Here is a 24929-nt window from a genome sequence, read left to right on the forward strand (position 1 = left end):
TCGGGCTCGTTCCGTCAGCCGGCGAGGAACGCCGCGACCGCGCCGTGCAGCGCCGCGAGGTCGTCGACGTGGACGAGCTCGCGCGTCGAGTGCATCGAGAGCAGGCCGACGCCGATGTCGACCGTCGGGATGCCGAGCCGGGTCGCCGCGATCGGGCCGATCGTCGAGCCGCCGGGGATCGTGTTCGGGTTGACGTAGTGCTGGAACGGCACGCCGGCGCGCTCGCAGGCGGCGGCGAAGAGCGCCTCGCCCCGGGCCTCGGTCGTGTAGCGCTGGCGGGCGTTGACCTTGAGCAGCGGGCCGCCGCCGGGGCGCGGCCGGTTCGTGGGGTCGTGCTTCTCGGGGTGGCCCGGGTGGACGAGGTGGCCGGCGTCGCTCGAGAGCAGCCACGAGGCGCGGAAGGCCCGCGCGACGTCGGAGCGCCCGGCGCCGAGGCCCTCGAGGACCCGGCCGAGCACGTCCTCGAGGAACGGTCCGCCGGCGCCGGTCACGGAGTCCGAGCCCACCTCCTCGTGGTCGAACGCGGCGAGCACGGGGATATGGTCGGTGTCGGCCGGCGCGTCGAGGAGGGCGCGCAGGCCGGCGTGGACGCTCGTGAGGTTGTCCATCCGCCAGGACGCCAGCAGGTCGCCGCGGGCGCCGATGCGGGCCGGCTCCTGGGTGTCGGCGAGGAAGAGGTCCCAGGCGACGGCGTCGCCGACGAGCCCGCGCAGCCAGTGGGCGCGGTCGTCCGGGGCGGGGCCGTCGGCCGTCCCGACGACCGGCAGGAGCTGGCGCTGCACGTCGGGGGCGAAGCCGTCGTTGACCGCGCGGTCGAGGTGGATCGCGAGGTGCGGGATGCGCGCGACCGGGCCGGAGCGGACCAGGCGCGTGCTGCCGTCGGCGTCGACGACGCGGCCGGCGACGGCGAGGTCGCGGTCGAACCAGGACGGGAAGGTCGGCCCGCCGTAGACCTCGACGTTGAGCCGCTCCCAGCCGTGCTCGCGCACGACCGGGTTGGGCTTGAGGCGGAAGGTCGGGCTGTCGGTGTGCGCGCCGAGGATGCGGAAGGGCGTCGTCGCGCCGGCGCCCTCGGGCACGCGCCAGGCGATGACCGCACCGTCCCGGACGACGACGTACGCACCGGGCGCGCTCGGCCAGGCCTGCCTCTCGTCGAGCTCGGTGAACCCACCGGCGACGAGGTGGTCACAGGCGACGGCGGCGGCGTGGAAGGCCGTCGGCGAGGCGGTGACGTACTCGGCGAAGGCGGCGGCGACGGCGTCCGGGGTGCTCTCACTCACCCGGCCATCCTGTCAGCCGCGCCCGTCACGCACCCTCCCCACCCCGTCCCGGCGCCGGCTACTCCGCAGTACGTGTCGCCGGCGCAGCACCTACTGCGGTGTAGCGCGCGATGGGGTGCGGGGGTGGGTCAGCGGGTGCCGACGAGGCGGCGCACCTGACGCTCGCGGGCCTGCGTGGCGAGGGGGTCGTCGAGCTCGGCCGGCTCGAAGGGGCGCCCGGTCGCGCGCTCGGCGGCGACGGCGATGAGCGCGTCGGAGACCATCGGGTTCGCGGGCAGCAGCGGGCCGTGCAGGTAGCTGCCGATGACGTTGAGCCGGCGCGCGCCCTCGGTGCCGTCCTCGCCGTTGTTGCCGTGGCCGGCGAGCACCCGCCCGAACGGCTCCTGCCCGCTGCCGAGCACGGTCGAGCCGGAGTGGTTCTCGTAGCCGACGACCCGGCCGAGCTCGGTCTCGAGGCAGACCGGCCCGATCATCCGCTTGTCGTTGCCGCGGGTCGTCACGTCGAGGATGCCGAGCCCGGGCAGGACCTGGCCGCCGACGGTGTGGAAGCTGTTGCCGAAGAGCTGGTACATCCCGCAGATCATGAGCATCGGGACGCCGTCCTCGGCCAGCGACTTCAGGGTCGGGCCGATCGCCGCGAGGTCGGCCTCGACGCGGGCCTGGCCGGAGTCCTGGCCGCCGCCACCGGTGAAGAGGTGCGCGTCGCGCCGGAAGTCGCTGCCCGGGTCGTGGAGGACGACCTCGGCGGTGTACCCGTGCCGGCGGATCCGCCCGGCGAGCGCGTGCGTGTTGCCGCGGTCGCCGTAGATGCTCATCTCGCGCGGGTAGAGGTGGACGAGGGTGATCGTCCCCTTGCTCGTCCCGGCCGGCTCGTAGCGCTCGGTCGTGCTCATGCGGGCGTCTCCTCCCCGAAGCGGTCGAGGCCGTGGCGGGCGGCGAGGGTGCGCCGCAGCGCCATCATCGCCGTGTAGGTGCAGAAGATGCGCTTGGGCTCGTCCGGGTGGGCCGCGAGCAGGGCGTCGAGGGCCTCGTCGAGGTCGGGGACGACCCGGTCGGTGTGGACGTCGTCGTAGTGCAGGCGCAGCGCCATGTCGTAGGCGCGCACCCCGCTCGTCAGGGCGACGCCGCGCTCGCGCAGGCTCGCGAAGCTGACGTCGTAGAGCCACGAGACGTCGCGGCCGTCGGCGTCGTTGTCGTTGATGGCGACCATCGTCGCGACCGGCGTCGTGCCGTACGTGCTGAGGGCGACGCCGAAGCCGGCCGGGTTCTTGACGAGGACGAGCTCGAGCGGCTGGCCGTCGACCATGACGACCTCGCCGCGCCCGAACGGCGGGCGCACGGCCGCGAGCGCCTCGGCGGCGGTGGCGGCGTCGAAGGCGTCGCCGAGCAGCAGGCGGGCCGTCGTCGTGGCCGCGGTGGCGTTGATCATCGCCGCCAGGCCCCGCTGCTGGAGGGTGACCGGGCCGACGACGACGTCGTCGAACACGACGTCGAAGGCGCGCTCGTCGCGGGGGCGCAGGCGGGCGTCGCCGGGGCCGGGCTCGTACGTCGTCGGCTCGTCGTCGAAGCGGGCGTCGTGCTCGGTCAGCTCCGGCAGCCGGTCGGCGATGGACGCGTCGAGCCCGAACCAGCGCACGGGCACGTCGACGGCGCCGGCCGCGCGGGAGATGAACGGGTCGTCGGCGTTGGCGACGACGCCCTCGGTGCTCGCGGCGCCGAGCCGCGCGAGGAGGTCGGCGGTGTGGTCGATCTCGGCGAACCGGTCGAGCTGGTCGCGCGCGACGTTGAGCAGGAGCGAGTGGGTCGGCGGGACCTCGGCGATGAAGCGCATCGCGTGCGCCTCGTCGAGCTCGACAACGGCGAGGTCGCTGCGCAGGCGACCGCTGACCGGCAGCTGCGGCAGCATCTCGGACAGCACGCCGCGGGTGAAGTTCGAGCCGGTCGGGTTCGTGAAGACGCTGCGGCCGTGGGCCCGCAGGAGCGCGACGAGCATCTTCGTCGTCGTCGTCTTGCCGTTGGTGCCGCTGACGACGACGATGCCGCCGCGGACGTCGGCGAGCGCGTGCCGCAGGATGCCCGGGTCGATCCGCTCGGCGACGAGCCCGGGGAAGGCCGACCCCCCGCCCCGGCGTCGGGCGATGGCTCGTGCGGTCTTGCCCGCGACGACGGCGGCGGCCGTTCTCAACACGCGGCCAACCCTAGCCAGAGACGCCGCCCCGGCTCGCATCCGACCCCGGCCCCCGGCGCATCGACATTTCGGGGTCACCCCGAAATGTCCACGAGACCCCGGTTCGGAACCGGGGTCTCGTGGACGAACCGGGGTCTCGGGCCGACGCCCCGCCCGGATGGCGCCGGCCGGTCAGCCGGGCAGGTGCGCGTCGAGCCAGCGGACGACGTCCTCGGTGACCTCGTCGCGGTTGGTCTCGTTGAACAGCTCGTGCCGGGCGCCGGGGTACAGCGTGCAGGTGACGTCGGTCAGCCCGGCCTCGCGGTACTGCTGCGCGACGGCCCGCGGGCCCTTGCCGCCGTCGCCGACCGGGTCGGCGTCGCCGCTGACCAGGAGCACCGGCAGGTCGCGGCGCACCCGCGCGACCTTCTTCGGGTCGTTGATGCCGGCCAGCCCACCGAGCAGGTCGACGAAGAACCCGGAGGTGAAGGTGTTGCCGCACAGCGGGTCCGCGACGTAGGCGTCGACCTCGTCGGGGTCGCGCGAGAGCCAGTCGAAGTCGGTCCGGGTGGGCTTGAAGGCGGCGTTGTACTGGCCGAAGGTCAGCTTGTCCATCAGCGCGCTCTGGTGCCGTCGGCCGCGCAGCCGGGCCTCGCCGGCGGCCACCGCCGCCCCCACCTTGCCGAGCAGGCCGGGGTCGCCGGCGGTCCCGGACAGGACGAGCCCCGCGAGCCCGCTGGAGTCCTCGACGACGAGCGCGCGGCTGAGGAAGGAGCCCATCGAGTGCCCGAGGAGGAAGACCGGCAGGCCGGCGTGCTCGGCGCGGGCGTCGGCGATGACCGCGCGCAGGTCGGCGACGACGGCCCCCCAGCCCTCACGGTCGGCGAAGTAGCCGTGGTCGGCGGCCGACGCGGTGCGCCCGTGCCCGCGGTGGTCGGGGGCGTGGACGGCGTAGCCGGCGGCGGTCAGCGCCTCGGCCAGGCGGGCGTACCGGGCGGAGTGCTCGGCCATCCCGTGCGCCACGACGACGACGCCGCGCGCGTCACCGTCCGGCAGCCAGCGGTGGACGAAGACGGCCGTGCCGTCGGTGGCGGTGACGCTCGTCGTCGAGCTCTCCATGGATGACCGTCCTCGGGGGTGGGTTACCGGCGGGTACTGCCGCCCAGCCTGCCACGCCGCGCCCCGCTCGGGGAGCGCGTCCCGCGGGTCACTCCCACTCGATGGTGCCCGGCGGCTTGCTCGTGACGTCGAGGACGACCCGGTTGACCTCGCGCACCTCGTTCGTGATGCGCGTCGAGATCTTCGCGAGCACGTCGTAGGGGATGCGGGTCCAGTCGGCGGTCATCGCGTCCTCGGACGACACCGGGCGCAGGACGACCGGGTGCCCGTAGGTGCGGCCGTCGCCCTGGACGCCGACCGAGCGGACGTCGGCGAGCAGCACGACCGGGCACTGCCAGATCTCGCGGTCGAGGCCGGCGGCCGAGAGCTCCTCACGGGCGACCTGGTCGGCGGCGCGCAGGATGTCCAGGCGCTCGCGCGTCACCTCGCCGACGATGCGGATGCCGAGGCCGGGGCCCGGGAACGGCTGGCGCCAGACGATGCCCTCGGGCACGCCGAGCTCGAGTCCGACCTGGCGCACCTCGTCCTTGAAGAGCAGCCGCAGCGGCTCGACGAGGCTGAACTGGAGGTCGTCCGGCAGGCCGCCGACGTTGTGGTGGCTCTTGATGTTCGCCGTGCCGGTGCCGCCGCCGGACTCGACGACGTCCGGGTAGAGCGTGCCCTGGACGAGGAACTCGACCGGGTGCTCGCCCTCGTGCGAGCCGACGATGTCGCGCGCGGCCTGCTCGAAGACGCGGATGAACTCGCGCCCGATGATCTTGCGCTTCTCCTCGGGGTCGCTGACCCCGGCGAGCGCGGAGAGGAACTGCTCGGAGGCGTCGACGGTGACGAGGTCGACCCCGGTCGCGGCGACGAAGTCCTGCTGGACCTGCTCGGCCTCGCCGGCGCGCAGCAGGCCGTGGTCGACGAAGACGCACGTCAGCTGGTCGCCGACGGCGCGCTGGACGAGCGCCGCGGCCACCGACGAGTCGACCCCGCCGGAGAGGCCGCAGATGGCCCGCTTGTCGCCGATCTGCTCGCGCACGGCGCCGACGAGCTCCTCGACGACGTTGGCCGCCGTCCACGAGCCCGAGAGGCCGGCGCCCTTGCTGAGGAAGTTCTCGAGCACGCGCTGCCCGAAGGTCGAGTGCATGACCTCGGGGTGCCACTGGACGCCGTAGAGCCGGCGCTCGTCGTCCTCGAAGCCGGCGACGGGGGCGCCGGCCGTGGTGGCCGTGACGCGCATCCCGGCCGGGGGCTCCTCGACGGAGTCGCCGTGGCTCATCCACACCGACTGGTCGGACGGCTGGCCGTTGAAGAGCGTCGAGCTTGTGTCGGTGATCGTCGCGGGCGTGGCGCCGAACTCCGACAGGCCCGTGCGGGCCACGCTGCCGCCAAGGGCGAGGGCCATCGCCTGGAAGCCGTAGCACATCCCGAAGACGGGGACACCGGCCTCGAGCACGGCCGGGTCGAGGCGGGGGGCGCCCTCCTCGTACACCGACGACGGACCACCGGAGAGGATGATCGCCGACGGCTGCTTCGCGAGCATCTCGTCGGCCGGCATCGAGCTGGGCACGACCTCGCTGAAGCAGCTGGCCTCGCGCACGCGCCGGGCGATCAGCTGCGCGTACTGCGCGCCGAAGTCGACGACGAGGACGGGCCGGTCGGCGAGGTGGATGGGCTCACCTCCCTCGACCACGGCGTGGGAGGGGTCGACGGGCGAGGGGTCGGCGGGCAGCTCCGGGGCGTCGCTCACGGCGTCAAGGCTATCGGCGCGCGGCGGCGAGGCTCGCCTCGACCTCGCCGGCGACCTTGCGCTCCACCCAGAAGGAGAGGAACGGCACGCAGCCGGCGAGCATGACGAGGACCATCTTCCCGAGCGGCCACCCGACCTTGAAGCCGAGCAGCGCGGTCGCGACGAGGTAGACCATGTAGATGAAGCCGTGCGGCTGCGGCCACCAGTACAGCGGGTTGTCCTGGCCCCTCATCTGGAAGCCGTAGGACAGGACCATCTCGACGACGAGCACGAGCAGCCCGATGCCGACGATGAAGGCCATGACCTTGAAGAAGGTGAGGCGGGGGCGGACGGCGTCGACGTCCTCGGGGGCGATCGCGGTGCCGGCGCGGCCGGCCTCAGGAGTGCTCACGGGCTCCATTGTCACCCGTCGTCGCGATGGCGGGTGCAGCGGTCCGCTCGTGCGCCTCGCGCACCATCCGCCACCACAGCCAGAGCGCGAACGCGGCGAAGACCCACCACTGGACGGCGTAGGCGGCGTTGCGCCAGGTGACGCCCGTCGGCGCGAGCGGGGTCGGGACCTTGGTCAGCTGCGGGCCGGTGGCCGGGCGCTCGGCGGAGAGGAAGACGAAGGCGTTGTAGAGGTCGCCCGACCAGGTGTTGACGAGCACCGAGGTGTCGACCGAGGCGATCTCGCCGGGGCCGGGGGTCACGGCGTCCGTCGGGGACTCGGAGGGGGCGAGGCCGCCCTCGAGGGTCAGGGTCCCGGTGGGCGGGGCGCCGGCCTGCGCGGGGTCGGTGACGAAGCCGCGGAGCACCGGCAGGGTGCCGCCGGTCGCATCGACGAGGAACGGGGTGACGACCCAGGACCCGGCGCGGCCGTCGAGCCGGCGGTCGGGGACGAGGACCTGCCCGTCGAGGTAGCGGCCGCTGACCGTGACCGGCCGCGACGACAGCTCGCCGGGGAAGGGCTCGTGCGGGCCCAGCACCTCGGTGAGGGCGACCGGCTTCGCGGCGCGGGCCTCCTCGACGGCCTCGCGCTGGGCGTTGCCCTCGGCCACCCCGAGCTGCCAGCGGCCGAGCTGGACGAAGACGACGCCCACGACGAGGACGAGCCCGAGCAGCCCGAGGAACCTCGGGGTCAGGGCCGTTCGCAGCACGCTCCCGAGGGTACGTGAGCCGGCTGGACGCCCGGCCCGCCGGCCGGGGACGGTGCATCGGCGGCCGACGGCCGACGGCCGATGGTGGTGCGCCGGTGGCCGACGGCCGATGGTGGTGCGCCGGCGGCCCGGGACCCCGGTTCGTCCGCGAGACCCCGGAACCGAGCCGGGGTCTCGTGGACATTTCGGGGTGACCCCGAAATGTCGAGGCGCGAGGGGGTGTTGGGGCACGTGTGAGCAGCAGCCCGGACGCCCGCGTCGTCACCGCCCTGCACGTCGCCCCGGGGCGCCGCCTGCCGATGCGCGCCCTCGACGCCGTGGAGGCCGAGGCGGGCGCCGGCCTCGTCGGCGACCGCTACCACGGCTCCCGCCACCGCCACGTGACCGTGCAGTCCGCCGACCAGCTCGCCGAGGCCGCCGAGCGCCTCGGCTCGCCGGTCCCGCCCGCGGGCACCCGGCGCAACGTCACCGTCTCGGGCGGGCGCGTCGTCTCCGTCCCGGGCGCCCGCGCCCGCCTCGGCGGGACGCTGCTCGAGGTCGTCCGCGTCGCGGCGCCCTGCCGCATCCTCGACGACGAGGTGGCCCCCGGCGCCGCGGCCGCCCTGCACGACCGCGCCGGCACGGTCTTCCGGGTGGTCGAGGGCGGACGCATCGGCGTCGGCGACGCCTACGAGGAGCTGCCCTTCGACCCCGCCGAGGCGGCCGAGCGCGCCGCCCGCTCGCGCGCCGCCGCGGCTCCCCCGCGCGCACACCGCCTGCCCTGACCGAAAACCGTTGGCCCGAGCGTCGACCCGGCCTCTAGCGTGGAGAGCACCATGCCGACGCACCCCTCCCCCTGGTCGTACGGCGTGCGACCCGACGACCTGCCGCCCACCGGCGCCGACCGCCTCCTCGTCTGGCTCGCACGCCGCCAGTGGCGCACCCTCGTCGCGGGCGCTTGCTTCGGCATCCCGTGGATGCTCTCCGTCGCGCTCGTGCCGGCCGCCGTCGGCCGCGCCGTCGACGACGGCATCGTCGCGCGCGACGGCCGAGCCCTCGTCCTCTGGTCGCTCGCGGTCGTCGGCCTCGGCCTCGTCTCCGCCGCGGCCGGCAACGGGCGCCACCTCTTCGCGGTCCGCAACTGGCTGACCGCCGCCTTCCGGGCGGGCACCGTCGCCGACCTCGCCGTCCGCCGCGCCGGACCGGCGCTGACCCGCCGGATGCCCGCCGGCGAGGTGCTGGCCAGCTTCACGAGCGACTTCGGCCGGATGGGCCACAGCTTCGACGTCTTCGCGCGCTTCATGGGGGCCGTCGTGTCGTTCGTCGTCGTCGCGGTCATCCTCCTGCGCGGCTCCGTCCTGCTCGGGCTCATCATGCTCGTCGGGGGCCCGCTGCTCGTCGCGTCGCTCGCGTTCGTCATGAAGCCGCTCCAGCGCCGCCAGACCGCCCAGCGCGAGGAGGCCGGCCGGCTCACCGCGCTCGGCGCCGACACCGTCTCCGGGCTGCGGGTGCTGCGCGGCATCGGCGGCGAGGACACCTTCCTCGAGCGCTACCGGAGCCAGTCGCAGACCGTGCGCCGGGCCGGTGTCCGGGTCGCCGGCACCCAGGCGACCCTCGACGCCGCCCAGGTCCTGCTGCCCGGCATCTTCGTCCTCGTCGTCACCGGGGTCGGCGCGCACCTCGCCGTCGACGGCCGGATCAGCGCCGGGCAGCTCGTCGCCTACTACGGCTACACCGCCTTCCTCACCATCCCGCTGCAGACCGCCGTCGAGATGGCCGACAAGCTCATCACGACGCGCGTGGCCGCACGACGCATCTCGCGCATCCTCGCCGTCGAGCCCGACCACCCGGTCGGACCGGCCGGGCCGGCCGGGCCGGCCTCCGGCGCAACGGTTCCGGCCGGCCCGCTCGTCGACCCCGCCTCGGGCGTCGTCGTCGAGCCCGGTCGCCTGACGGCCCTTGTCGCCGCCCGTCCCGAAGACACCGCCGCCGTCGCGGCCCGGCTCGGGCGGACCGTCGCGGGCCGGCACGGCGTCACGTGGGGGGCCACGGCCCTGGACGACCTCGCCGTGGCCGACGTGCGCCGGCTCGTGCTCGTCTCGCAGCCCGACCCCCGCCTCTTCAGCGGTCCCCTGCGCGAGGCCCTCGGCGGCCCGGACGACGACGCCCGCCGGGTGGCGCTCGACGTCGCCGACGCGGCGGACGCCCTCGCGGCCGTCGAGGGCGGCCTCGACGGCGAGCTCGAGGAGCGGGGACGCTCGCTCTCCGGCGGGCAGCGCCAGCGCCTGGCCCTGGCCCGCGCCCTCCTGCGCGACCCGGAGGTGCTCGTCCTCGTCGAGCCGACGAGCGCGGTCGACGCGCACACCGAGGCCCGCATCGCCGAGCGGCTCGCGGCGCACCGCGCCGGCCGCACGACCGTCGTCGTCACCGCCAGCCCGCTCCTGCTCGACCGGGCCGACGTCGTCCACCTCGTCGAGGACGGCGAGGTCGTCGCGACCGGCACCCACCGACAGCTCTCGCGGGAGTGCCCGGCCTACCGGTCGGTCGTCGTCCGCGGCGAGGAGGACTGATGTCGCCCCTGCGCGGGAACACCGACCACGCGCGCCGGACCCTGCCCATCGCGGCCGGGCCGGTCGTGCGCGCCCACGTGCGCGTCCTCCTGCGCGAGCACCGGGGGGCGCTCGGCCTCGTGCTGCTCTGGCACCTGATGGCCGCCGTCGTCGGCCTCGCAGCGCCCTGGGTCGTCGGTCAGGTCGTCGGGCTCGTGACGACCGGTCGGGCGAGCATCGACAGCATCGACGTGCTCGTCGGCCTGCTCGCCGCCGCCCTGGTCGCCCAGACCGCGACGACGTGGGTGGCGCGGCGCAGCTCGTTCGTCCTCTCCGAGCAGGTCTTCGCCCGGCTGCGCGAGGACTTCGTCGCCTCGGCGGTGCGCCTGCCCCTCTCGACCGTCGAGCGGGCCGGCACCGGCGACCTGCTCGCCCGCACGACGAACGACGTCGACGCCATCAGCTACGTCATCCGCTTCGGCGTGCCGACGATGGTCGTGTCGGTGACGACGGTGCTCGTGACCGGCGTGGCGACCGTCGTGGCGTCACCGCTGGCGGCCCTGCCGCTGCTGCTGACGCCCCTGGTGTGGTTCCTCCCGACCCGCCGCTACCTGCGCCTCGCGGGGCCCGGCTACCTCTGGGAGCACGCCTCGTACGCGCGCCTCAACGGCGTCGCGGCCGAGACCGTCGAGGGCGCCGCGACGGTCGACGCCCTCGGGCTCCAGGCCGAGCGCGGGGCGCGCTTCGACGAGGCGCTCGCCGAGGCGCACGATGCCGAGCGCTACACGATCGGGCTGCGCCTGCGCTGGTTCCCGTGGCTCGAGGTCGGCTTCTTCGCGCCCGTCGCCGGCGCGCTGCTCTGGGGTGGCTGGCTCGCGTGGGAGGGCGTCGTCCCGGTCGCCACCGCGACCGCGGTCGTCCTCTACGTCCAGCGGCTGCTCGACCCGCTCGGCGAGCTCATCGAGCTGCTCGACGAGATCCAGTTCGCCGCGACGTCGATGTCGCGCATCCTCGGCGTCGGCGAGGTCCCGGCCGACCGGGTCGCCACCGGCGCGACCCCGGACGGCGAGGACCTGTCGGTCGAGCACGTCCGGTACGCCTACCGCGAGGGGCAGGACGTCCTCCACGGCGTCTCGCTCGACCTGCGCCCCGGGGAGCGGCTGGCCGTCGTCGGCCCGTCCGGCGCCGGCAAGTCGACGCTCGGGCGGCTTCTCGCGGGCGTCGACGGCCCGCGCACCGGGCGCATCACGGTCGGCGGCGTGCCCCTCGTCGACCTCGAGCTCGACGCCCTGCGCGGCGAGGTCGCCCTCGTCACGCAGGAGCACCACGTGTTCGTCGGGACGCTGGCCGAGAACCTGCGCCTGCCCCGGCCGGCGGCGGACGACGCCGAGCTGCGCGCCGCGCTCGCCGCCGTCGACGCCCTCGACTGGGCGCAGGCCCTCCCCGAGGGGCTCGCGACCCGTGTCGGCTCCGGCGGGCACCCGCTGACCGAGACGCAGGCCCAGCAGGTGGCCCTCGCCCGGCTGGTCCTCGCCGACCCGCACACGCTCGTCCTCGACGAGGCGACCTCGCTGCTCGACCCGCGCGCGGCGCGCCACCTCGAGCGCTCGCTCGGCGCGGTGCTCACCGGCCGGACCGTCGTCGCCATCGCCCACCGGCTGCACACGGCGCACGACGCCGACCGGGTGGCGGTCGTCGACGACGGACGGGTCCGCGAGCTCGGCACGCACGACGAGCTCGTGGCGGCCGACGGCGACTACGCGGCCCTGTGGCGCTCCTGGCGCGACGAGGGCTGAGCGCGGCGGCTCAGTCGCGGGCGGACGCGGGCTCCGGCGCCTCGTCGTCGTCGGTCCGCGGCTGGTAGCGCGGGTGGAAGTGCGCGGGCTCCTCGCCCGCCTCGACGGCCCGCCGCTGGCGCACCCGGCGCACGACGAGCCAGACGAGCACGAGCAGGAGGACGGCGACGACGCCGCGGCTCACCGGCGAGACGTACTGCTCGACGACGTCGTAGTTCTCCTGGAGGCGGAAGCCGAGAGCGATGAAGGCGGCGTTCCAGATGCCGCTGCCCAGCGCGGTGAGGGCGAGGAAGCGCGGCAGGGGCATCTGGTCCATCCCGGCGGGGACCGACACGACGGACCGGATGAACGGGATGAACCGGCCGACGAGGACGACGACCGAGCCGTGCTTGTCGAAGAACCGGAAGCCGCGGTCGAGGTCCTTCTGCCCGAAGAGGAGGAACCAGCGCTTGCCGGCCAGCTGGTAGAGCCGCTCGTAGCTGAGGGCGTAGCCGACCCAGTAGAGGACCGCGGCGCCGAGGAGCGAGCCGATCGTCGCGCACACCCAGGCCAGCGGCGCGTTGAGCCGGCCGTCGGCCGCGGCGAACCCGGCGAACGGCAGGATCACCTCCGACGGGATGGGCGGCAGGATCGTCTCGAGGGCGATGAGCCCGCCGACCCCGACCTCGCCGACGGACCCGATGATGTCGACGACCGGACCGGTGATGCTCTCCACGGGGACAACGCTACGGGAGGTCGACGGCCCCGTCGGACGCCGCGACGCGCTCCGGTCGGTGGCGGACGGTGGCGGCCGTCAGCCGGCGAGGGTCAGCACGACCCGGACGGCACCGCCCTCGGCCAGCCCTTCGGCGGCCCGGACGGCCTTCTTGACGGGCAGGACGTAGGCGGCCTGCTCGGCCGAGGGGAAGAGGCTCGTCAGCCAGGTGGTGCGACCGACCCGCACGCGCACCCGGACCGACCCGAAGCCGCCGGTCGCGTCGCCGACCGCCTCGTCGACCTCGTCGCTGACCTGCGCCGGCACCGTGACGAAGTGCCACGAGCCGTCGCGCCACCGCCACAGCGTCGCCTCGAAGGACCAGGTCCGCTCGTCCACCACGACGGCCATCATGGCGCGGCCCACCGACGACGGGGCGTGGCCGGAGCCCGGCCTCAGCGCGAGGGTGCCTCGTGGACCACCGACGGGCCGGCGGTCGGCAGGTCCCCCGCACCCGCGGGCGTGGCGAGGAGCAGGACCGACACGGCGCTCGTCGCGGCGATGGCGGCGACGAGGCGCGCTCCGAGCGGGCCGACGCAACGGCGCTCGCCGTACGCACCGGGGGTGGCCCGGTGGTGCGGGGGCTGGAACACGACGACCTCCGAGGACGGACGGCTGGGTCCCGCCACGGTAGGGCCGGGCAGCGGGCGGGCGCGCGCCGTGCGCCCGCAGGACGGACGATCAGCCGTGGGGACCGGCCGTTCGGTCAGCCCGCCACCCGAACGGGTGCCCCGACGGTGGCGGAACGGCCGCGGCGCGGCGCCTTGACGGCGGCGTCGGCGAGCAGCTCGACCTGGCTCGGACGACGGTCCGGCTCCCCCGCCGCCGGCCACGCGGACATCGCGAGCTCGGCCTGCGCGGTGATGGTCAGGGACGGGTTGACCCCGAGGTTCGCCGAGACCGCCGAGCCGTCGAGCACCGAGACGCCGGGATGGCCCCAGACGCGCTGGTGCCGGTCGAGCACCCCGGTCTCCGGCGAGCCGCCGATGGGGACGCCGCCGAGGAAGTGCGCGGTCATCGGGACGTCGAGGACCTCGGGCCACGAGCCGCCGGCCACCGTGTACTCCCCTGTCGCGGAGGCAATCCGGCCGGCCAGCGCCTCCATCGCCCGGTGCCCCTGCGGGATGTAGGCTGGGTTCGGCTCGCCGTGCCCCTGCTGCGAGGTGAGGACCCGGCGCCCGAGCCGCCGGCGCAGCGAGACACGGATCGAGTTGTCGCGGCTCTGCATGACGAGGCCGACGACCATCCGCTCGCTCCACCGCCGCGCCGTCGGCTGCATCCGGAGGAGCGGGCGCGGGTCGCGCGCGACCATCCGCACGAACTCACGCCAGCGCGGGCGGCCCGTGCCGCCGGGGACGGCGAGGGTCGCGAGGAGGCCCATCGCGTTGGAGCCGACGCCGTAGCGGCAGTTCTCGACGTGCGTGTCGGCGTCGACGTGGAAGCTCGTCGTGATGGCGACGCCGCGGGTCAGGTCGACGTCGCGGGGCGCGTGCTGCGTCATCGCGCCGACGAGCGCCTCGGAGTTGGTGCGCGTCAGGTGGCCGAGTCGCGGTGAGAGGGAGGGCAGCTCGCCCTCGTCGCGCATGGCGTGCAGCAGAGTCTGCGTGCCCCACGTCCCCGCGGCGACGACGACGCGCCGGGCCGTGACGACCTGCCGGTCGCGGCCGGCCAGCGGTCCGGTGCGCTCGTGGAGGACGCGGTACAGGGGCTCGCCGTCGCCGGCGTCGGAGCCCGGCACCGGCCCGAGGCGCGTGACGGTGCGCATCGGCCGGATCTCGACCCCGAGCCGCTCGGCGAGCGCGAGGTAGTTCTTCACCAACGTGTTCTTCGCGCCGACCCGGCAGCCGACCATGCAGTTGCCGCACTCGGTGCATCCGGTGCGGCGCGGGCCCGCACCGCCGAAGAAGGGATCGTCGACCGTCTCGCCGGGCTTGCCGAAGTAGACGCCGACCGGGGTGTGCCGGAACGTGTCCGCGACGCCGAGGTCCTCGGCGGCGCCGCGCATCGCCCGCTCTACGGGGCCGTCGCAGCGGTTGGTGACGACGCCCAGCATCCGGCTCGCGGTGTCGTAGTGCGGCGCGAGCTCGGCCTCCCAGTCGGCGAGGTCGCGCCACTGCGGGTCGCGGTAGAACGCCGACGGTGGGCGGTAGAGGGTGTTCGCGTAGTTGAGCGACCCGCCGCCGACCCCGGCCCCGGCGAGGACGACGACGTCGGGCAGCCGGTGGATGCGCTGGACGCCGTAGCAGCCCAGGCGCGGCGCCCAGAGGAAGCGGCGCAGGTCCCAGGAGGTGCGGGCGAAGTCCTCGTCCTCGAAGCGCCGGCCGGCCTCGAGCACGAGCACCCGGTACCCCTTTTCGGCGGCCCGCAGCGCGGCGACCGAGCCGCCGAACCCCGACCCGATGACGACGACGTCGACGTCCGGCTCCGCGCCCGGCTCCGCACCCTCGGACGTGCTCACGGCAGCCTCGCCGCGCGCATCGCCCGGAGCGCCCCGGTCAGGGCGGAGGCGTAGCGGGCGCCGCGCAGCCCCGGGAGGTCCGCGACGTTGACGAGCCCCTGGACGGTGACGTTCTGCGCCTCCGTGTACTTGAGGATGCCCTCGCGCCCGTGCCGGCGGCCGAGCCCGGAGGCCTTCATCCCGCCCATCGGCGAGCCGATGCTCCCCCACGCCGCGGCGTAGCCCTCGTTGACGTTGACCGTGCCGGCCTGGATGCGCGCGGCGAGCGCGCGGCCGCGGCGCACGTCACGCGTCCAGACCGAGGCGTTGAGGCCGTACTCGGTGTCGTTGGCCAGGGCGACGGCGGCGTCGTCGTCGGCGACCCGGTAGAGCGAGACGACCGGCCCGAAGGTCTCCTCGTCGCGGCAGGCCATCGCGGAGGTCACGCCGGCGAGGACCGTGGGCTCGACGACGTACGGCCCGATCTCGGGGCGTGGCCGGCCGCCGGCGAGCACCGTGGCGCCCTTGGCGACGGCGTCGTCGACGTGCCCGAGCACGCGCTCGAGCTGCGCCGGCCCGACGAGGCTGCCCATGTCGGCGTCCCAGTCGAGGGCGGTCGAGAGCCGCAGGCCCGCGACGGCCTCGAGGAAGCGGCCGACGAACTCGTCGGCGACGGCCTCGTGGACGAGGAGCCGCTCGGCGCTGACGCACAGCTGGCCGGCGGAGGCGAAGCAGGCGCGCAGCACGCCGGGCACGGCGCGGCGCAGGTCGGCGTCGTCGGCGACGTAGACGGCGTTCTTGCCGCCGAGCTCGAGGCTCGCGCCCACGAGGCGGCGACCGGCCGCGGCGGCGACCTCGCGGCCGGTGGCCGTCGAGCCGGTGAAGCAGACGTAGTCGGTCTGGGCCACGACGGCGCGGCCGGTCTCGCCGGGGCCGAGGACGACCTGGACGAGGTCGTCGGGGAAGCCGGCCTCGACCATGAGGGCGACGGCGGCGAGCGCCGTGAGCGTGCCCTGCGGGTCGGGCCGCAGGACGACGGCGTTGCCGGCGAGCAGCGCCGGCAGGGCGTCGGTCACCGCGAGGCTCAGCGGGTAGTTCCACGGCGAGACGATGCCGACGACGCCCTTGGCCCGGTGGTGCTCCGTACTCCGGGTCAGCAGCGGGAAGACGCCGAGGTGACGCTGCGGTGCGAGGTGGCCGGGGCCGCGGCGCGCGTAGTGCCGGCAGACGATCGCGACGTCGGCGACCTCCTCGAAGGCGTGGCTGCGCGCCTTGCCGGACTCGAGCTGCACGAGGTCGAGCAGCTCGGTGCGTCGTTCGAGCACGAGGTCGTGCAGGGCGAGGAGAAGCCGGGAGCGCTGCGCGAGCGGCACGCCGGCCCAGCGGCGCTGCGCGGCGCGTGCCCGGGCCACGGCGACGGTGACGTCGGCGGCGGTCGAGGTCGGCAGCGTCGCGAGCGGCGCGCCGGTCATCGGGGTGTGCGTCGTCAGCGGCTCCCCCGAGGCGACGACGCGCGCGGTGAGGGCGCGCACCCGCGCCGGGTCGACCGCGTAGGTGGCGCGGGGGTCGGTCTCCGGGTCCACGATGACGTCGGGCATTACCGCAGGGTAACCACCGGCCGCGCCGCCGTCACCTGCTCCGGCGAAGCACCCGGTCAGGGGCGCCGCGGGCGCCCTCTCCCCGGGGGTGCGACCCCGGGGAGACGGGCCGGACGGCGGTCAGGACGCGAGCATGGCCGTCATCTCGTCGATCTCGCGCTGCTGGGTCTCGATGACGGCGCCGGCGAGGTCGCGGGTGCCGGTGTGGCGGCCCGAGCGCAGGACGTCCTGAGCCATCTCGATGGCGCCCTCGTGGTGCTCGACCATCATCGTCAGCCAGCGCCGGTCGAACGCCGCGCCCTTCAGCGACGCGAGCTCGGCCATGTCGCTCTCGGACATCATCCCGGTCATCGAGTGGCCCATCGAGCCCATGCCGGAGGCGGAGCCGGCGCCCCAGGAGTAGAGCCAGCCGCGCATCCGGTCGATCTCGGGCTGCTGCTCCTGCTCGATGCGCTGCGCGAGGTCGCGCAGGGCGGGGTCGTCGGAGCGGGAGGGGACGAGCTCGGCCATCTCGAGGGCCTGCTCGTGGTGCGGGACCATCATCATCGAGAACATCACGTCGGCCTGGTCGTGGTCGGCGGAGGGGTCGGCCATCGAGGTGGTGCCGCTCGTGGGGTGCATCGACCCCTGGTGCATCGGGCTGCCGGCGGTGGCGTCGTGGTCGCCGGAGCAGCCGGCGAGGGCGAGCGCGAGCACGGCGCCCGCGGCGGTGAGGGCGCGACTGCGCGTGGTGGTGGACATGGGGGACTACCTCTTCTCTGCGGGGATCTGCGGGACGGGAGGCCGGGGTCGGCCTAGGTCCGCGAGACGCAGAGGAGGTGACGGAGCGGGGCGGGTGGAGGGGCACGGGCCGCCCGGCGCCCCAGGGGGTGGAGGCGGCGACGGGTCCGTGGACGGGTCGCGGGGGTCGAGCGGCGGCCGAGGAGGGCCAGCACGAGCCCGGCGGTGACGACGGCGAGGCACATCCCGAGGAGGGAGCCGGCGTCGGCGTCCGCCACGTCGCTCGCGAGCACGGCCGCGGCCGTCGCGACGGCGTCGGTCGTCGCCGCTCCGGGGACGTGCTCGGCGGCCGCGTTGGTCACCGGCGTCACCGGCATCGTCGACATCAGCGAGGTCGAGGGCATTGAGGGCATCCCCGCCATCGGTGCGCCGTCGTGCCCGGCGTGGTCGGCCCCGCCGTCGGAGCAGAGCAGGAGCACGTGCATCGCGAAAACCCCGGCCAGCAACGGCAGGAGCAGCGCCGCGCGGAGGGCACGCCGAGGACCGGCCACGGGCGGGACGGTCCTCATACCCCCCGAGGGTACCCGCTCAGGCTCCACCGGCGGGCCTCACCCGAGAACCGCGCGCCTTCCCGGGGAACGGTTCCCGGGTGCAGCGCGGCCGTATCGGGTCACCCGATACGCGCGTGACGGATGGGACCGGATCGCGCTGTGGCCGGGCCCGGACCGAGCGGGCGCGCGTCAGCTGCGCTGGTACGGCGCGACGACGACCTCGACGCGCTGGAACTCCTTGAGCTCGAGGTAGCCCGACGTCGCCATCGCCCGACGCAGCGCCCCGACGAGGTTGGTCGTGCCGTCCGCGACGCGGCTCGGGCCGAAGAGGACCTCCTCGAGCGGCGCGACGGCACCGACGTGCACGCGGTGGCCGCGCGGCAGCTCGGGGTGGTGCGCCTCGGCACCCCAGTGGAATCCGCGGCCGGGGGCGTCGGTGGCGCGCGCCAGGGCGGCCCCGAGCATCACGGCGTCGGCGCCGCAGGCGACGGCCTTGACGATGTCGCCGCTCGTGCCGACCCCGCCGTCGGCGATGACGTGCACGTAGCGGCCGCCGGACTCGTCGAGGTAGTCGCGGCGGGCGGCCGCGACGTCGGCGATCGCGGAGGCCATCGGGGCGTGGATGCCGAGCGTCACGCGAGTCGTGTGCGCCGCGCCGCCGCCGAAGCCGACGAGGACGCCGGCCGCGCCGGTGCGCATGAGGTGCAGGGCCGCGGAGTACGAGGCCGCGCCGCCGACGATGACCGGCACGTCGAGCTCGTAGATGAAGCGCTTGAGGTTGAGCGGCTCGGCGCGCCCGGAGACGTGCTCGGCCGAGACCGTCGTGCCGCGGATGACGAAGAGGTCGACCCCGGCGTCGACGACGGTCTTCCACAGCTGCTGCGTGCGCTGCGGGGTCAGGGCGCCGGCGACGGTGACGCCCGCGGCGCGGATCTCGCGCAGCCGCTCGGTGACGAGCTCGGGCTGGATCTCGGCGCGGTAGATCTCCTGCATCCGCTGCGTCGCGAGTGCCGGGTCGAGGGTCGCGATCTCGGCCAGCAGCGGCGCCGGGTCCTCGTAGCGGGTCCACAGGCCCTCGAGGTCGAGCACCGGCAGGCCGCCGTGCTGACCGAACGCGATGGCCGACTCGGGCGACATCACCGAGTCCATCGGCGCCGCGATGACCGGCAGGTCGAAGTGGTACGCGTCGATCTGCCAGCCGGTGGACACCTCCTGGGGGTCGCGCGTGCGCCGCGAGGGCACGATGGCGATGTCGTCGAAGGAGTACGCCCGGCGACCGCGCTTGCCACGGCCGATCTCGATCTCGGTCACCCGCGCAGCCTACCGACGTCCGCATCGGCCGTTCGGCCCGCTCCCCCGTGGCCGGGAAGACGGGGGCTCCGGAAATGGTTACCCGCCTGTCGGTGGGCTGCGTCACACTGGTCCACGGCACCGTCGCCACCCGCCCGTGCGGGTTCGGCGACCTCTCGCCGCCCGGCGCGGCCACCCGCCTCTCGACCCGACATGGAGCCCACGTGTCAACAGCAGCACCCGCCCCCGCGGCGCCCCCGGAGTACCCCGAGAAGATCGACGCCGCGGTCCTCAAGATCGCGGGCGTCGTCGTCCTCGGGGCGATCATGTCCATCCTCGACATCACCGTCGTCAACGTCGCGCTGCGCACGCTGCAGCAGGACTTCGCGGTCGACGGCGTGCCGCTCGACTACTCCACCGTCGCGTGGACCGTCACCGGCTACACCCTCGCGCTCGCCACGGTCATCCCCCTCTCGGGATGGGCCGCCGACCGCTTCGGCACCAAGCGCCTCTACATGACGGCCGTCGCGCTGTTCACCGCCGGCTCAGTCCTGTGCGCCGCCGCGACGAGCATCGAGATGCTCGTCGCCTTCCGTGTGCTCCAGGGCCTCGGCGGCGGCATGCTCATGCCGCTCGGCATGACGATCATGACCCGCGCCGCCGGCCCGAAGCGGATGGGCCGGCTCATGGCCGTCCTCGGCATCCCGATGCTGCTCGGCCCGATCTTCGGCCCGATCCTCGGCGGCTGGCTGATCGACCACTTCAGCTGGCACTGGATCTTCCTCATCAACCTGCCGATCGGCCTGCTCGCCCTCGGGTACGCCTTCTTCGCGCTCCCGGCCGACCGCCCGCACCCGTCCGAGTCCCTCGACTGGCGCGGCGTGCTCATGATGTCGCCCGGCCTCGCGCTCTTCCTCTACGGCGTCTCCTCGATCCCGGAGCAGGGCGGCGTCGGCCACGCCAAGGTCATCGTCCCCGGCCTCGTCGGTGTCGTCCTCATCGTCGCGTTCGTGCTCTACAGCTTCCGGCCGCAGCACCCGCTGCTCGACCTGCGGCTGTTCCGCAACCGCAACCTCACGGTCGCCATCATCACGATGTTCATCTTCGCGGCGGCGTTCTTCGGCGGGCTGCTCCTCATCCCCCAGTTCCTCCAGCAGGTGCAGGGCGAGACGCCGCTCTCGGCGGGCTGGATCCTCGCCCCGCAGGGTCTCGGCGCGATGCTGACGATGCCCGTCGCCGGCGCCCTCGTCGACCGCTTCCCGGTCGGTCGGATCGTGCCGTTCGGGCTGCTGCTCATCACCGGCGGCATGTTCGCGCTGACCCAGATCGAGGCCGACTCCTCGCACTGGGGCTTCATCATCCCGATCCTCTTCGTCATGGGCCTCGGGATGGGCGGCACGATGATGCCGATCATGACCTCGGCGCTCAAGACGCTCAACCACCACGAGGTCGCCCGCGGCACGACGCTGCTCAACATCACGCAGCAGGTCGCCAGCTCGATCGGCGTCGCGATCTTCTCGGTCATCCTCACCAACGCCTTCAAGGACCGGCCGCTCGTCGGCCAGGGCGGGCTCTACCTCGAGACCCTCCAGACCAAGGGTCCCGAGGCCGCCCAGGGCGTCCTCGCGCAGGTCCCGCTCGTCGGGCAGTTCCTCCAGCAGCAGGCCGGCGACCCGCAGGCCGCCGTCGCGGCCCTCGGGGCGCGGGTGGCGGAGGTCGCGGCCGACGCGTACGCGCACACCTTCTGGTTCGCCGCCGGCTTCGTCACCCTGACGCTCGTCTCGGCCGCGTTCCTGCCGCGCAAGCACGAGGAGTCGCACCTCCTCGAGGGCGCGGACGCCGACGAGGTGGCGCCCCCGGTCGTCATCCACTGACGCACCCCGCCCCACCCGTGCCGATGCCGGCCCCGCAGCCCGCGGGGCCGGCATCGGCCATGCTGGGGGCGTGCGACCCGGGACCCACAACGCGATCACCGACGTCGAGGGCGTCCTCGTCGGCCACGCCACCCGCGACGAGCCGGGCTGGCTGACCGGTGTCAGCGTCGTCCTGCCGCCGCCGGGGACGGTCGGCGGCGTCGACGTGCGCGGCGGTGGGCCCGGCACCCGCGAGACCGACCTCCTCGACCCCGCGAACGCGGTCGACGCCGTCGACGCCGTCGTCCTGGCCGGCGGCAGCGCCTTCGGGCTGGCCGCCGCCGACGGGGTGGCCGACGCCGTCTGGGCCGCGGGCCGCGGGTGGCCGGTCGGTCCCGGCCCCGACGAGCGGGTGCCGATCGTCCCGTCGGCCATCGTCTTCGACCTCGGTCGGGCCGGGGTCTGGCGGCACCACCCGGGGCCGGCCGACGGTGCGACCGCCCACGCCGCCGCGGCGTCGGGTCCGGTGGTGCAGGGGTCGGTCGGGGCGGGCACCGGGGCCCGGGCCGGTGGCCTGCGCGGCGGGGTCGGGACGGCGTCCGCGGTGCTGGAGTCGGGGGTGACGGTCGGGGCGCTCGTCGTCGTCAACGCCGTCGGGTCGCCGCTGGCCGCCGACGGGTCGCTGCTCGGGGCGGCGTGGGCGCTCGGCGACGAGCTCGGCCCGGTGCCGCCGCCGTCACCCGCGGCGCTGGAGCGTCACCTCGCCGCCCGGCGCGCCGAGGTCGAGGCCATCCGTGCCGGCCGAGCCGAGGCGCCGCGTCCCGGGCGCGCCACGACGCTCGCGGTCGTCGCCACCGACGCCGCCCTCGGCAAGGCCGGGTGCCGCCGCCTCGCCACCGTCGCGCACGACGGGATGGCCCGGGCGCTCTCGCCGGTGCACACGGCCTTCGACGGCGACACCGTCTTCACCCTCGCGACCGGCGCCCGCCCGGCCCCGGACCCGTTCGACCTCGTCGAGCTCCACGACGCTGCCGCGGCCTGCGTGACCCGGGCGATCGTCCACGCCCTGCTCGCCGCCGACTCGGTCGACCGCTCGGCGGACGGCGGGATGGCCGCCCTCTCCTGGCGCGACGCCCTCACCACCGCCTGACCCCCCGTGCAGCAACTGACGAATGTGTCGATTCCTGCACACCCGCTCACCGGTAGACCGCGCAGAACCTGACGAAAGCGTCGAATCCTGCACGCTCCGGACCCACCGACCGTGCACCGATCGACACATTCGTCGATCGGTGCCCGCCTGTCGGCGGATGGCGGGATGGCCGCCCTCTCCTGGCGCGACGCCCTCACCAGCGCCTGACCCCGGCCGGGCGGGCGGCGTCAGCGCAGGCGGGTCGCGAGGATCGCGGCGAGACGGTTCATCTGCTCGACGTGCGCCGCGTCGCCGTCGGTCTGCACGACGGCCGGCCCCTGGCCGACGGTGATGATCGCGACGGCGTACCCGTCGACGATGCCCATCTGCCGGGTCTCCGACGACGGCGTGAGCCAGCCGCCCTTGAACGCCGACGCCCCGATCGTCCCGAGGCCCCAGCGGTGCTGCGGGATCGGGCGCATCTGCTCGAGGAGGAACGCGCTGGCCTCGGGGCTGACGACCCGGCCCGCCGCGAGCGCCGCCATGAAGCGCACCTGCTCGCGCGGGCTCCACGACATCGCGCCCTGGCTGCGGTCGGGCGCGACCGTGCTCGTGTCCCCGATCGAGCGCAGGACGGCGGTGATGGCCCCGCCGGGGCTGCCCGGGATGCGCTCGCGCACGGCGACGACGGCGTCGCCGTCGCTCGCGGTGAGCGCGGCCCGGATCCAGCCGCGCTCGGTCGACGGGATGCGCGACGGGTCGCCGTCGACGACGGTGTCGAGGTAGGCCGCGACGACGAGCACCTTCGACGTCGACCACGCCTTGGTCGAGCCCACCGAGCCCTCCGAGCGCACGGCCGAGGGGTCCGACAGCGGCGCCCAGACGACCTGGTTGCGGGTGTCGCCGACGAGGCTCGCCGACCCCGCCTTTCCCGACGTCCCGGTGGCGCCGGCGGCGGACGACGAGCCCGTGGGCGTGGCCGGCGTGGGCCGCGGGACGGCGCTCACGAGGCCTCCCTCGACCGGCGAAGGTGAGGGGGTCGGTGCTCGCTCGGGCAGCGCCGGCGCCGACCGGGTTGCCGCGCGCGATGGCTCGGCCGAGCCGTCCGCGGTGCCGCAGCCGCCGGCCAGCGCCGCGACGAGCAGCGGCAGGAGGACGAGGACACGGCGCATCCGCCGCACCCTACGTCGTCCGGGTGCACGGCACGAGCCGGGCGCCGCTCAGCCCTTCGAGCTGTAGTTCGGCGCCTCGACGATGCCGGTCACGTCGTGCGGGTGCGACTCGCGCAGACCCGCCGTCGTGATGCGGATGAAGCGGCCGCGCTCCTTGAGCTCGGGGGTGGTGCGGGCGCCGACGTAGAACATCGACTGGTGCAGGCCCCCGACGAGCTGGTGGACGACCGCGCCGACCGGCCCACGGTAGGCGACCTGCCCCTCGATGCCCTCCGGGACGATCTTGTCGTCGGAGGTGACGTCGGCCTGGAAGTAGCGGTCCTTGGAGTAGGACTTCTTGCCGCGCGAGGACATCGCGCCGAGCGAGCCCATCCCGCGGTAGGCCTTGAACTGCTTGCCGTTGATGAAGACGAGCTCGCCGGGGCTCTCCTCGCAGCCGGCCAGCAGCGAGCCGACCATGACGGTGTCGGCGCCCGCGACGAGGGCCTTGGCGATGTCGCCGGAGTACTGGAGGCCGCCGTCGCCGATGAGCGGGACGCCGGCCGGGCGGCACGCGAGGGACGCCTCGTAGATCGCGGTGACCTGCGGGACCCCGACCCCGGCGACGACGCGCGTCGTGCAGATGGAGCCCGGCCCGACACCGACCTTGACGGCGTCGACGCCCGCGTCGACGAGGGCCTGCGCGCCGGCGCGCGTGGCGACGTTGCCGCCGATGACCTGGACGTGCCGCAGCGCCGGGTCCTTCTTGACCCGCTCGATCATCTCGAGGAGGAGCCGGGCGTGGCCGTGCGCGGTGTCGACGACGAGCACGTCGACCCCCGCCTCGACGAGCGTCGTCGCGCGCTCCCAGGCCTCGCCGAAGTAGCCGACCGCCGCACCGACGAGCAGGCGCCCGTCGGCGTCCTTGCTCGCGTTCGGGAACTGCTCGGACTTGACGAAGTCCTTGACGGTGATGAGACCGCGCAGGCGCCCCTCGGTGTCGATGATCGGCAGGCGCTCGCGCTTGTGCTGGCGCAGCAGGCTCGTCGCCTCCTCGTGGCTGATGCCGACGTGGCCGGTGATGAGCGGCATCGGCGTCATCACGTCGCGCACGAGCGTGTCGGCCCACTCGGCGACCGGCGTGAAGCGCAGGTCGCGGTTGGTGACGATGCCGAGCAGGTGCTCGCCCGGGTCGACGACCGGCAACCCGGAGACGCGGTAGCGGCCGCAGATCTCGTCGAGCTCCTCGAGGGTGGCGTCCGGCCCGATCGTCACGGGGTTGGAGATCATCCCGGTCTGGGTCCGCTTGACGAGGTCGACCTGGTAGGCCTGGTCCTCGATCGAGAGGTTGCGGTGGAGGATGCCGAGGCCGCCGTTGCGGGCCATGGCGATGGCCATCCGGGCCTCGGTGACGGTGTCCATCGCGGCGGACACGAGCGGGACGCGCAGCGAGATGTCGCGGGTCAGGCGCGAGGTGGTGTCGACCTCGCTCGGGATGACGTCGGTCTCGCCGGGCTGCAGCAGGACGTCGTCGTAGGTGAGGCCGAGGGCCGCGAACGGGCCGGCCGGCGCGGGCTCCGCCGAGGCCGCGGTGACGGCCGGGGCGTCGGGCGCCGCAGGGGTGGTGGTGTCGCGCGTCTCGTCGAGTCCGAGGCTCATCACCCGATTCTACGTCCCCCGCC

The 24929-nt window shown here is 74.9% G+C and carries 22 protein-coding genes; 5 read left to right on the forward strand and 17 right to left on the reverse strand.

The features are described 5' to 3' along the window. Positions 1 to 14: 14 nt before the first annotated feature. The 7 genes from IG69_RS0114005 to IG69_RS0114035 all read right to left on the reverse strand — a co-directional run bounded on the left by IG69_RS0114005 (position 15) and on the right by IG69_RS0114035 (position 7440). The gene (locus IG69_RS0114005) at positions 15 to 1280 is read right to left on the reverse strand and encodes a M18 family aminopeptidase (protein ID WP_030528793.1); all 1266 of its coding nucleotides are present in this window, start codon (positions 1278 to 1280) and stop codon (positions 15 to 17) included. Positions 1281 to 1408: 128 nt separating this feature from the next. After that, positions 1409 to 2173 (reverse strand): type 1 glutamine amidotransferase, encoded by a 765-nt coding sequence (locus IG69_RS0114010; protein WP_036830189.1) that lies wholly within the window; start codon positions 2171 to 2173, stop codon positions 1409 to 1411. After that, on the reverse strand, positions 2170 to 3468 hold the full coding sequence (locus tag IG69_RS0114015; RefSeq protein ID WP_030528795.1) for a Mur ligase family protein: 1299 nt from the start codon (positions 3466 to 3468) through the stop codon (positions 2170 to 2172). The genes IG69_RS0114010 and IG69_RS0114015 overlap by 4 nt, the downstream gene beginning before the upstream one ends. 171 nt (positions 3469 to 3639) lie before the next feature. Beyond that, positions 3640 to 4566: an alpha/beta hydrolase gene (locus IG69_RS0114020; RefSeq protein WP_030528796.1), complete on the reverse strand. Its 927-nt coding sequence runs from the start codon at positions 4564 to 4566 to the stop codon at positions 3640 to 3642. 88 nt (positions 4567 to 4654) lie between these two features. Then, a complete protein-coding gene (gene guaA, locus IG69_RS0114025; protein WP_084696836.1) occupies positions 4655 to 6244 on the reverse strand; it encodes a glutamine-hydrolyzing GMP synthase in 1590 nt (529 codons plus the stop codon). A gap of 67 nt (positions 6245 to 6311) precedes the next feature. Continuing rightward, positions 6312 to 6692 carry a DUF3817 domain-containing protein gene (locus tag IG69_RS0114030; protein WP_425414813.1) on the reverse strand — a complete coding sequence of 127 codons (381 nt, stop codon included), beginning with the start codon at positions 6690 to 6692 and terminating at the stop codon, positions 6312 to 6314. Continuing rightward, the gene (locus tag IG69_RS0114035; RefSeq protein ID WP_036830192.1) at positions 6679 to 7440 is read right to left on the reverse strand and encodes an SURF1 family protein; all 762 of its coding nucleotides are present in this window, start codon (positions 7438 to 7440) and stop codon (positions 6679 to 6681) included. The genes IG69_RS0114030 and IG69_RS0114035 overlap by 14 nt, the downstream gene beginning before the upstream one ends. 233 nt (positions 7441 to 7673) lie before the next feature. Between IG69_RS0114035 and IG69_RS0114040 the strand changes: the two genes are divergently transcribed. The 3 genes from IG69_RS0114040 to IG69_RS0114050 are packed head-to-tail and all read left to right on the forward strand — an operon-like array spanning position 7674 to position 11764. Beyond that, positions 7674 to 8204 carry an MOSC domain-containing protein gene (locus IG69_RS0114040; protein ID WP_245616158.1) on the forward strand — a complete coding sequence of 177 codons (531 nt, stop codon included), beginning with the start codon at positions 7674 to 7676 and terminating at the stop codon, positions 8202 to 8204. Positions 8205 to 8255: 51 nt separating this feature from the next. Then, positions 8256 to 9989, forward strand: coding sequence for an ABC transporter transmembrane domain-containing protein (locus IG69_RS0114045; protein ID WP_084696838.1), 1734 nt, complete (start codon positions 8256 to 8258; stop codon positions 9987 to 9989). Then, the gene (locus tag IG69_RS0114050) at positions 9989 to 11764 is read left to right on the forward strand and encodes an ABC transporter ATP-binding protein (protein WP_030528802.1); all 1776 of its coding nucleotides are present in this window, start codon (positions 9989 to 9991) and stop codon (positions 11762 to 11764) included. Before IG69_RS0114045 ends, IG69_RS0114050 begins: the two co-directional genes overlap by 1 nt. A gap of 10 nt (positions 11765 to 11774) precedes the next feature. On the opposite strand, the gene IG69_RS0114055 is transcribed toward IG69_RS0114050, so the two are convergent. The 8 genes from IG69_RS0114055 to IG69_RS0114090 all read right to left on the reverse strand — a co-directional run bounded on the left by IG69_RS0114055 (position 11775) and on the right by IG69_RS0114090 (position 19135). After that, positions 11775 to 12479, reverse strand: a complete 705-nt coding sequence (locus IG69_RS0114055; protein WP_211251015.1) for a DedA family protein — start codon at positions 12477 to 12479, stop codon at positions 11775 to 11777. A 78-nt stretch (positions 12480 to 12557) separates the two neighbouring features. Next, positions 12558 to 12860 carry a DUF1905 domain-containing protein gene (locus tag IG69_RS0114060; protein WP_342666167.1) on the reverse strand — a complete coding sequence of 101 codons (303 nt, stop codon included), beginning with the start codon at positions 12858 to 12860 and terminating at the stop codon, positions 12558 to 12560. A gap of 53 nt (positions 12861 to 12913) precedes the next feature. Beyond that, positions 12914 to 13111 (reverse strand): hypothetical protein, encoded by a 198-nt coding sequence (locus tag IG69_RS0114065; protein WP_030528805.1) that lies wholly within the window; start codon positions 13109 to 13111, stop codon positions 12914 to 12916. 113 nt (positions 13112 to 13224) lie between these two features. Beyond that, positions 13225 to 14976, reverse strand: a complete 1752-nt coding sequence (locus tag IG69_RS0114070) for a GMC family oxidoreductase (protein ID WP_051750581.1) — start codon at positions 14974 to 14976, stop codon at positions 13225 to 13227. Beyond that, on the reverse strand, positions 14973 to 16553 hold the full coding sequence (locus IG69_RS0114075; protein WP_030528807.1) for a succinic semialdehyde dehydrogenase: 1581 nt from the start codon (positions 16551 to 16553) through the stop codon (positions 14973 to 14975). Before IG69_RS0114075 ends, IG69_RS0114070 begins: the two co-directional genes overlap by 4 nt. Positions 16554 to 16673: 120 nt before the next feature. Continuing rightward, positions 16674 to 17294, reverse strand: coding sequence for a DUF305 domain-containing protein (locus IG69_RS0114080; protein WP_030528808.1), 621 nt, complete (start codon positions 17292 to 17294; stop codon positions 16674 to 16676). A 53-nt stretch (positions 17295 to 17347) separates the two neighbouring features. After that, entirely contained in the window at positions 17348 to 17842 is a 495-nt protein-coding gene (locus IG69_RS0114085; RefSeq protein ID WP_157577596.1) for a hypothetical protein, read from the reverse strand. 171 nt (positions 17843 to 18013) lie between these two features. After that, positions 18014 to 19135: a GuaB3 family IMP dehydrogenase-related protein gene (locus tag IG69_RS0114090; RefSeq protein ID WP_030528810.1), complete on the reverse strand. Its 1122-nt coding sequence runs from the start codon at positions 19133 to 19135 to the stop codon at positions 18014 to 18016. A 74-nt stretch (positions 19136 to 19209) separates the two neighbouring features. On the opposite strand from IG69_RS0114090, the gene IG69_RS0114095 reads away from it, so the two are divergent. Both IG69_RS0114095 and IG69_RS0114100 read left to right on the forward strand, forming a co-directional pair. After that, positions 19210 to 20988, forward strand: a complete 1779-nt coding sequence (locus tag IG69_RS0114095) for a DHA2 family efflux MFS transporter permease subunit (protein WP_084696813.1) — start codon at positions 19210 to 19212, stop codon at positions 20986 to 20988. Positions 20989 to 21058: 70 nt separating this feature from the next. After that, positions 21059 to 22117: a P1 family peptidase gene (locus tag IG69_RS0114100; RefSeq protein ID WP_030528812.1), complete on the forward strand. Its 1059-nt coding sequence runs from the start codon at positions 21059 to 21061 to the stop codon at positions 22115 to 22117. Between the two features lie 227 nt (positions 22118 to 22344). Here the strand turns inward: IG69_RS0114100 and IG69_RS0114105 are convergent, their stop codons facing one another. After that, positions 22345 to 23268, reverse strand: a complete 924-nt coding sequence (locus IG69_RS0114105; RefSeq protein ID WP_030528813.1) for a serine hydrolase — start codon at positions 23266 to 23268, stop codon at positions 22345 to 22347. A gap of 48 nt (positions 23269 to 23316) precedes the next feature. Beyond that, the gene (gene guaB, locus IG69_RS0114110; RefSeq protein ID WP_036830194.1) at positions 23317 to 24906 is read right to left on the reverse strand and encodes an IMP dehydrogenase; all 1590 of its coding nucleotides are present in this window, start codon (positions 24904 to 24906) and stop codon (positions 23317 to 23319) included. Between the last annotated feature and the right edge of the window lie 23 nt (positions 24907 to 24929).

Source organism: Phycicoccus jejuensis, from assembly GCF_000720925.1.
In the GTDB taxonomy this organism is placed as follows: Bacteria; Actinomycetota; Actinomycetes; order Actinomycetales; family Dermatophilaceae; genus Phycicoccus; species Phycicoccus jejuensis.

Coding starts and splice junctions, on each gene's coding strand:
- IG69_RS0114105 (WP_030528813.1), bottom strand. CDS start 23,268: ATGCGCCGTGTCCTCGTCCTCCTGCCGCTGCTCGTCGCGGCGCTGGCC.
- IG69_RS0114095 (WP_084696813.1), top strand. CDS start 19,210: ATGGTTACCCGCCTGTCGGTGGGCTGCGTCACACTGGTCCACGGCACC.
- IG69_RS0114050 (WP_030528802.1), top strand. CDS start 9,989: ATGTCGCCCCTGCGCGGGAACACCGACCACGCGCGCCGGACCCTGCCC.
- IG69_RS0114020 (WP_030528796.1), bottom strand. CDS start 4,566: ATGGAGAGCTCGACGACGAGCGTCACCGCCACCGACGGCACGGCCGTC.
- IG69_RS0114080 (WP_030528808.1), bottom strand. CDS start 17,294: ATGTCCACCACCACGCGCAGTCGCGCCCTCACCGCCGCGGGCGCCGTG.
- IG69_RS0114075 (WP_030528807.1), bottom strand. CDS start 16,553: ATGCCCGACGTCATCGTGGACCCGGAGACCGACCCCCGCGCCACCTAC.
- IG69_RS0114045 (WP_084696838.1), top strand. CDS start 8,256: ATGCCGACGCACCCCTCCCCCTGGTCGTACGGCGTGCGACCCGACGAC.
- guaB (WP_036830194.1), bottom strand. CDS start 24,906: ATGAGCCTCGGACTCGACGAGACGCGCGACACCACCACCCCTGCGGCG.
- IG69_RS0114010 (WP_036830189.1), bottom strand. CDS start 2,173: ATGAGCACGACCGAGCGCTACGAGCCGGCCGGGACGAGCAAGGGGACG.
- IG69_RS0114085 (WP_157577596.1), bottom strand. CDS start 17,842: ATGAGGACCGTCCCGCCCGTGGCCGGTCCTCGGCGTGCCCTCCGCGCG.